Here is a 5,973-nt window from a genome sequence, read left to right as displayed (position 1 = left end):
CAGTAAAGCAGCGAATCAAGCTGCTGAGGAGAGTTGGCGGCCTTTTGGCTGGTGATTGGCTGCAGGACGGGCAAGGACTCACACTGCAGCGCTGGGCGTCCGACACACAAATGACGATGCAGAGAGCTGCATGGAGGAGAGTAGGAGAGAGTTGGACCTGCAAAAAGAGAGCGAATCGTGGACGAGGACGGGAAATGGATTGGAAGCCACTTAGCCCGAGTAAGAGTGTCTTTCTACTGCATCTCAGCGTACGAGGTATTTTTCTATGCTGAAGCCTAGGCGGGTGCGTCGCGGAGAATTGGCGGATGCTGTGCCATAACACAAGAGGAGTGTGGTATCCGTGTAGTAGAAAGTCCTGCTGAAATCGGTGCTGCAATGGCAGAACTGTTATTGAAAAAATAAGAAGATTTTCTTCACCAATAAATAGAATAGCCTGTCTCCTTAAACCGAGACAGGCTATTCTGCGTTTAAGTATTGCTAAGCTCACCAAAGCAACCACAACCCGTCCAGACAGATGACACAACTTTTACGCAGGTCTGCAGGGGCAGTTTTTTGTTTTTTGTATCTTGTGTATAAATCTAACCAATGAAAACATTAATCAGTAAAATTGCACTCTTCTCTGGCCTGTTGCTGATGACAAGCTTTGCCGCTTGTGCACAAAAGGACAAAAAGGTGGAGGCTGCAATAGCGACAACAACAACGAAGCATATGGAATGGAATAAGTTAACAAAAGAAGAAGAAGCTGTTATTGTAAACAAGGGAACAGAATATCCCGGTACAGGAAAACTTTTAAACAATAAGCAGGAGGGTACTTATGTATGTAAAAGATGTAATGCCCCGCTTTATAAATCGAGCTCAAAGTTTGAGTCGCATTGCGGCTGGCCGAGCTTTGATGATGAAATTGATGGTGCTGTTTTAAAGATTGCAGATGCCGATGGCATGCGTACAGAAATTGTTTGTGCCAACTGTAAAGGTCACCTGGGGCACGTATTTGTGGGCGAAGGTTTCACCGCTAAAAACACCCGCCATTGCGTTAATTCCGTGTCGATGAGTTTTATTCCCAAAGCACTTTAAACCCTTTTTTCAACGTATAAAGTGCTGCTTTCCACAGCCCTGTGTATAACTCACAGGGCTGTCGGTTTTTATAAGCGGTTAGTTTTCTTATCTTTGGCCATTCACCAACCGCATTTTATATGAAGTATTGTTTGATTTTAATGAGCATGTTTTTGTTTTTAAAGGTACATGCGCAAAAAGAAAGAACAGAAAAAGATGAATCCAAATTACGCACTAAGAGCGGTTTGGCTACGTATTACCATAAAAGATTCGAAGGCCGCAAAACCACCAGCGGTCAAAAATACAGGGGAGATAAACTCACCGCTGCCCACAGAACATTGCCCTTTGGAACCATCGTTACGGTAACCAACCTCAGCAATGGTAAAACCATCAATGTGGAAGTTAACGACAGAGGTCCCTATACCAAAAGGTATATTATTGATGTCTCTGAAAGTGCTGCAAAATACCTGGGCATTTACGGAAAGGGACACTCGAAGGTGGAGATTTCTTATGACCCATCTTAAAATCGGGTCGTTTTTTTTACAACTCCATTGCTGTCAGAAAATTAAAAATTTTACACTACGATTCTTTAAAACCACGCACCCCCGTGCATCGGTTATAGCAAATCTATAGCGTAATTAATGTGTCAATTTTATCTGGTGATGTTAATAAAAATCTGGAGTTGTTAACAACTTTTACCTTTTATAGCTCGGCTTGTCGATTATCTTTGTACACATAAGTTTTCGAAAATTACACAGTTTTTATCACAGGTGTGCTTTTGAAATTTCACTATATTGTTTAACCCACTCAATTTAAAATATGATACAGGAAGAGGAATTGTTATTAAGAGAAAATAAAGACCGTTTTGTTCTTTTGCCTATCAAGTATCCTGAAATTTGGGAGATGTATAAAAAGAGTGAAGCGAGTTTCTGGACTGCAGAAGAGATTGATCTTTCTGACGACCAAAAGCATTGGGACAACTTAAACGATGGGGAACGCCATTTCATTTCTCATATCCTGGCTTTCTTTGCTGCCAGTGATGGTATTGTAAATGAAAACCTTGCTGTAAACTTTATGAGTGAGGTACAGTTGCCTGAAGCACGTTGTTTCTATGGTTTCCAGATCATGATGGAAAATATCCACTCTGAGACTTACGCTTTATTGATCGATACATATATCAAAGATCCAGATGAAAAAGACCGTTTATTCCATGCCGTAGAAACGGTGCCTTGTGTTCAGCGTAAGGCAGAATGGGCTTTACGATGGATTGACAACGGTAGTTTCGCCGAGCGTTTAGTGGCTTTTGCAGCTGTTGAAGGTATATTCTTCAGCGGAAGTTTCTGCTCTATCTTTTGGTTGAAGAAAAGAGGCTTAATGCCGGGCTTAACATTCAGCAATGAGTTGATTTCGCGCGATGAAGGTATGCACTGTGAGTTTGCCTGCCTGCTTTACAAAATGTTGCAAAACAGGTTGAGCGAAGAACAGGTACATGGCATTATCCGTGACGCGGTAGAGATCGAAAAAGAATTCGTTACAGATGCCCTTCCAGTAGCACTTATCGGCATGAACGCAAAATTAATGTCGCAGTACATTGAGTTTGTTGCCGACAGATGGTTGCAGGAATTAGGCTACACCAAAATATACAATGCCACCAACCCTTTTGATTTCATGGAGATGATTTCTTTACAAGGTAAAACGAACTTCTTTGAGAAACGTGTTGGTGATTACCAGAAAAGTGGCGTACTGACGTCAACAGAAGATAAAGCTTCGGCTTTCTCTCTTGATGATGACTTTTAGTCTCTGGTAAAAAACAATTAACTATTTAAATAACAACAGCCCTGCAAAGGCTGTATTAAGGATAACATTATAATGTTTGTAAAAAAAAGAGACGGTCGACAAGAAGCGGTTCGGTTCGATAAAATCACAGCCCGAATTGAGAAATTATGTTATGGTTTCAATCCTCAGCTGGTTGATCCTATAGACGTAGCTAAAAAGGTAATTGAAGGCCTGTATGATGGGGTAACCACCTCAGAATTGGATAACCTTGCTGCAGAAACAGCGGCCTCTTTAACTACAAAACATCCTGACTATGCCTTGCTAGCTTCCAGAATTGCGGTTTCTAACTTGCATAAAAATACAACCAAATCGTTTTCTAAAACGATGGAAGCCTTGTATAACTACATCGATGTAAAAACCGGCAAACCAGCATCGCTGATTGCGGAAGATGTATGGCAGGTGATTAAAGAAAATGCAGAGATCTTAGACAGCACTATTATTTACGACAGAGATTTCGGTTTTGATTATTTCGGCTTTAAAACACTTGAAAAATCTTACCTGCTTAAAATTGAAGGACAAATTGTAGAGCGTCCGCAGCATTTATTTATGCGTGTTTCTGTAGGGATTCACAAAGAAGATATTCAAAGTGCTATTGCTACCTATAACTTAATGAGTGAGCGTTGGTTTACCCATGCTACACCAACCTTGTTTAATGCAGCAACACCAAAACCACAAATGTCTTCGTGCTTTTTGTTAACCATGCAGGATGACAGCATTGAAGGTATTTATGATACCTTGAAGCAAACGGCTAAAATTTCGCAAAGTGCAGGTGGTATTGGCTTAAGTATCCATAACATCAGGGCTACAGGAACTTATATTGGTGGTACTAATGGTACCAGTAACGGTATTGTGCCGATGCTGAAAGTGTTTAACGACACGGCGCGTTATGTTGATCAGGGTGGAGGTAAACGTAAAGGTGCCTTTGCTATTTACCTGGAGCCTTGGCATGCTGATGTTTTCAGTTTCTTAGACCTGCGTAAAAACCATGGTAAAGAAGAATTACGTGCACGTGATTTGTTCTATGCCCTATGGATTTGCGATTTGTTTATGCAGCGTGTGGAAGAGAATGGCGAATGGAGTTTGTTCTGCCCTCATGAAGCACCAGGATTAGCAGATTGCTTTGGCGCTGAGTTTGAAGAATTGTATACCCGCTATGAGCGTGAAGGCAAAGCCAGAAAAACCATTAAAGCTCAGGAGTTATGGTTTGCTATCCTTGATTCTCAAATCGAGACCGGAACACCTTATTTATTGTATAAAGATGCTGCCAACAGCAAATCTAACCAGCAAAACCTGGGTACCATTAAAAGTTCCAACCTTTGTACAGAGATTATTGAATATACGGCTAAAGATGAGGTTGCGGTATGTAACTTAGCATCTCTTGCTTTACCAAGATATGTGATCAACGGTGAGTTTGACCACCAGAAATTATACGATGTAACTTACCAGGTAACATTAAACCTGAACAAGATTATCGATCATAACTATTACCCGGTAGAAGAAGCTAAAAACTCTAACATGCGTCACAGACCTGTAGGTTTAGGTGTACAGGGCTTAGCAGATGCTTTTATCTTAATGCGTTTGCCTTTTGAAAGTGATGAAGCGAAAAAGCTCAACACTGAGATTTTCGAAACCATTTACTTTGCAGCCATGACAGCATCAAATGATCTTGCTGTTAAAGAAGGTCCTTATTCTACTTTTCAGGGTTCTCCATTATCTAAAGGACAATTCCAGTTTGATTTATGGAAGGTTACTCCAGACAGCAATCGTTGGGATTGGGAAACTTTACGTGAAAAAGTGGTTAAAAACGGTGTACGTAACTCTTTATTGGTTGCGCCAATGCCAACAGCTTCAACTTCACAAATTTTAGGTAACAACGAATGTTTTGAGCCTTACACTTCTAACATTTACACCAGAAGAGTATTGAGCGGAGAATTTGTTGTAGTCAACAAACATTTGTTGAAAGACTTAGTGGCTTTAGGTTTATGGAATACAGCCATGAAAGACAGAATTATCCTGGCTAACGGCTCTATTCAACATATTGATGAGATTCCTGCAGACATTAAAGAACTGTATAAAACAGTTTGGGAAATTAAAATGCGCAGCATTATTGATATGGCCGCTGATCGTGGTGCCTATATCTGCCAATCGCAATCCCTGAACTTGTTCATCAATGCACCAAACACTTCAAAATTAACTTCTATGCATTTCTATGCCTGGAAGAAAGGTTTAAAAACCGGTATGTATTACCTGCGCACACAAGCTGCATCTCAAGCGGTGAAGTTTACTGTAGAGAACCAGGCCGGCAAAAACATGGAGCCTGTTATTCCGTCGCATATTGAAGAAAGCGCAGAAGAAATTATTGAAGGTCCTGTTTGTTCAATGGAAGAAGGTTGCATTAGCTGTTCAGGTTAATCGCCTCAAAAAGAATATAAAGGAGTAAGATTCGTTTCTTACTCCTTTTTTTATGCCGTATCTTTGCTATTATGGTCAAACACGAAATCATTCCTTGCGACCGTTGCCAAAGCGGCATAGAATGTAAGGCCAATGCTTCCTTAAAATGCCTGTGTAATGCCGTTCAGCTGGATCTCAACGAAATGCAATACATCAGTGAGCTGTATGAGGGATGCCTTTGTGCCCAATGTTTATTGGCCCTGCAGTCGGAATACAAAACCATAAACTTCGCCAATCAGGGCTAAGCAATTTGCATTTACCTCAATGTAAAGCGCAATCTTCACGCAAACAAAAATATTCTCTTAACTTTGCAACCAAATTTTATAGAATGGCTAAAGTACAAGTTGGATTGGTGCAGATGAGCTGTACCGCTAATAAACAAGAAAATTTAGATAAGGCAATCGTTAAAATACGCGAGATTGCTGCACTTGGTGCACAGGTAGTCTGCTTGCAGGAATTGTTTACTTCTCTTTACTTCTGTGATGAAGAAGATTATAACAATTTCCAACTTGCTGAAGCTATTCCTGGTCCTTCTACCGACGTATTGTCGAAGGTTGCTGCCGAATTGAATGTCGTTATTGTCGCTTCTTTATTCGAAAAAAGAGCCGAAGGCTTGTACCATAATACCACAGC

6 protein-coding genes are annotated in these 5,973 nt (G+C 40.7%); all 6 read left to right on the top strand.

What is annotated here, in order from left to right:
* Window positions 1–585 precede the first annotated feature (585 nt).
* A complete protein-coding gene (locus tag ACR2F7_RS08080) occupies window positions 586–1,074 on the top strand; it encodes a methionine-R-sulfoxide reductase (protein WP_432713074.1) in 489 nt (162 codons plus the stop codon).
* Window positions 1,075–1,214: 140 nt separating this feature from the next.
* The gene (locus ACR2F7_RS08075) at window positions 1,215–1,577 is read left to right on the top strand and encodes a septal ring lytic transglycosylase RlpA family protein (protein WP_432713073.1); all 363 of its coding nucleotides are present in this window, start codon (window positions 1,215–1,217) and stop codon (window positions 1,575–1,577) included.
* A gap of 295 nt (window positions 1,578–1,872) precedes the next feature.
* Window positions 1,873–2,850, top strand: coding sequence for a ribonucleoside-diphosphate reductase small subunit (locus ACR2F7_RS08070; RefSeq protein ID WP_432713072.1), 978 nt, complete (start codon window positions 1,873–1,875; stop codon window positions 2,848–2,850).
* Between the two features lie 72 nt (window positions 2,851–2,922).
* Window positions 2,923–5,301: a ribonucleoside-diphosphate reductase subunit alpha gene (locus tag ACR2F7_RS08065; RefSeq protein ID WP_432713071.1), complete on the top strand. Its 2,379-nt coding sequence runs from the start codon at window positions 2,923–2,925 to the stop codon at window positions 5,299–5,301.
* 71 nt (window positions 5,302–5,372) lie between these two features.
* Window positions 5,373–5,585 carry a cysteine-rich CWC family protein gene (locus ACR2F7_RS08060; protein WP_432713070.1) on the top strand — a complete coding sequence of 71 codons (213 nt, stop codon included), beginning with the start codon at window positions 5,373–5,375 and terminating at the stop codon, window positions 5,583–5,585.
* Window positions 5,586–5,668: 83 nt separating this feature from the next.
* Window positions 5,669–5,973 (top strand): nitrilase-related carbon-nitrogen hydrolase (locus tag ACR2F7_RS08055; RefSeq protein ID WP_432713069.1); only part of this gene is annotated, 305 nt, incomplete at its 3' end.

Origin of the sequence: Pedobacter sp., assembly GCF_045628745.1 — a bacterium.
Classification (GTDB): domain Bacteria; phylum Bacteroidota; class Bacteroidia; order Sphingobacteriales; family Sphingobacteriaceae; genus Pedobacter.
The sequence above is the reverse complement of the archived record's forward strand: the minus strand, read 5'-3'. Positions and strand labels throughout refer to the sequence as shown.

Bases quoted from the DNA above. Each gene is read 5' to 3' on its own strand.
- ACR2F7_RS08080 (WP_432713074.1), top strand. From the start codon at position 586: ATGAAAACATTAATCAGTAAAATTGCACTCTTCTCTGGCCTGTTGCTG.
- ACR2F7_RS08075 (WP_432713073.1), top strand. From the start codon at position 1,215: ATGAGCATGTTTTTGTTTTTAAAGGTACATGCGCAAAAAGAAAGAACA.
- ACR2F7_RS08070 (WP_432713072.1), top strand. From the start codon at position 1,873: ATGATACAGGAAGAGGAATTGTTATTAAGAGAAAATAAAGACCGTTTT.
- ACR2F7_RS08065 (WP_432713071.1), top strand. From the start codon at position 2,923: ATGTTTGTAAAAAAAAGAGACGGTCGACAAGAAGCGGTTCGGTTCGAT.
- ACR2F7_RS08060 (WP_432713070.1), top strand. From the start codon at position 5,373: ATGGTCAAACACGAAATCATTCCTTGCGACCGTTGCCAAAGCGGCATA.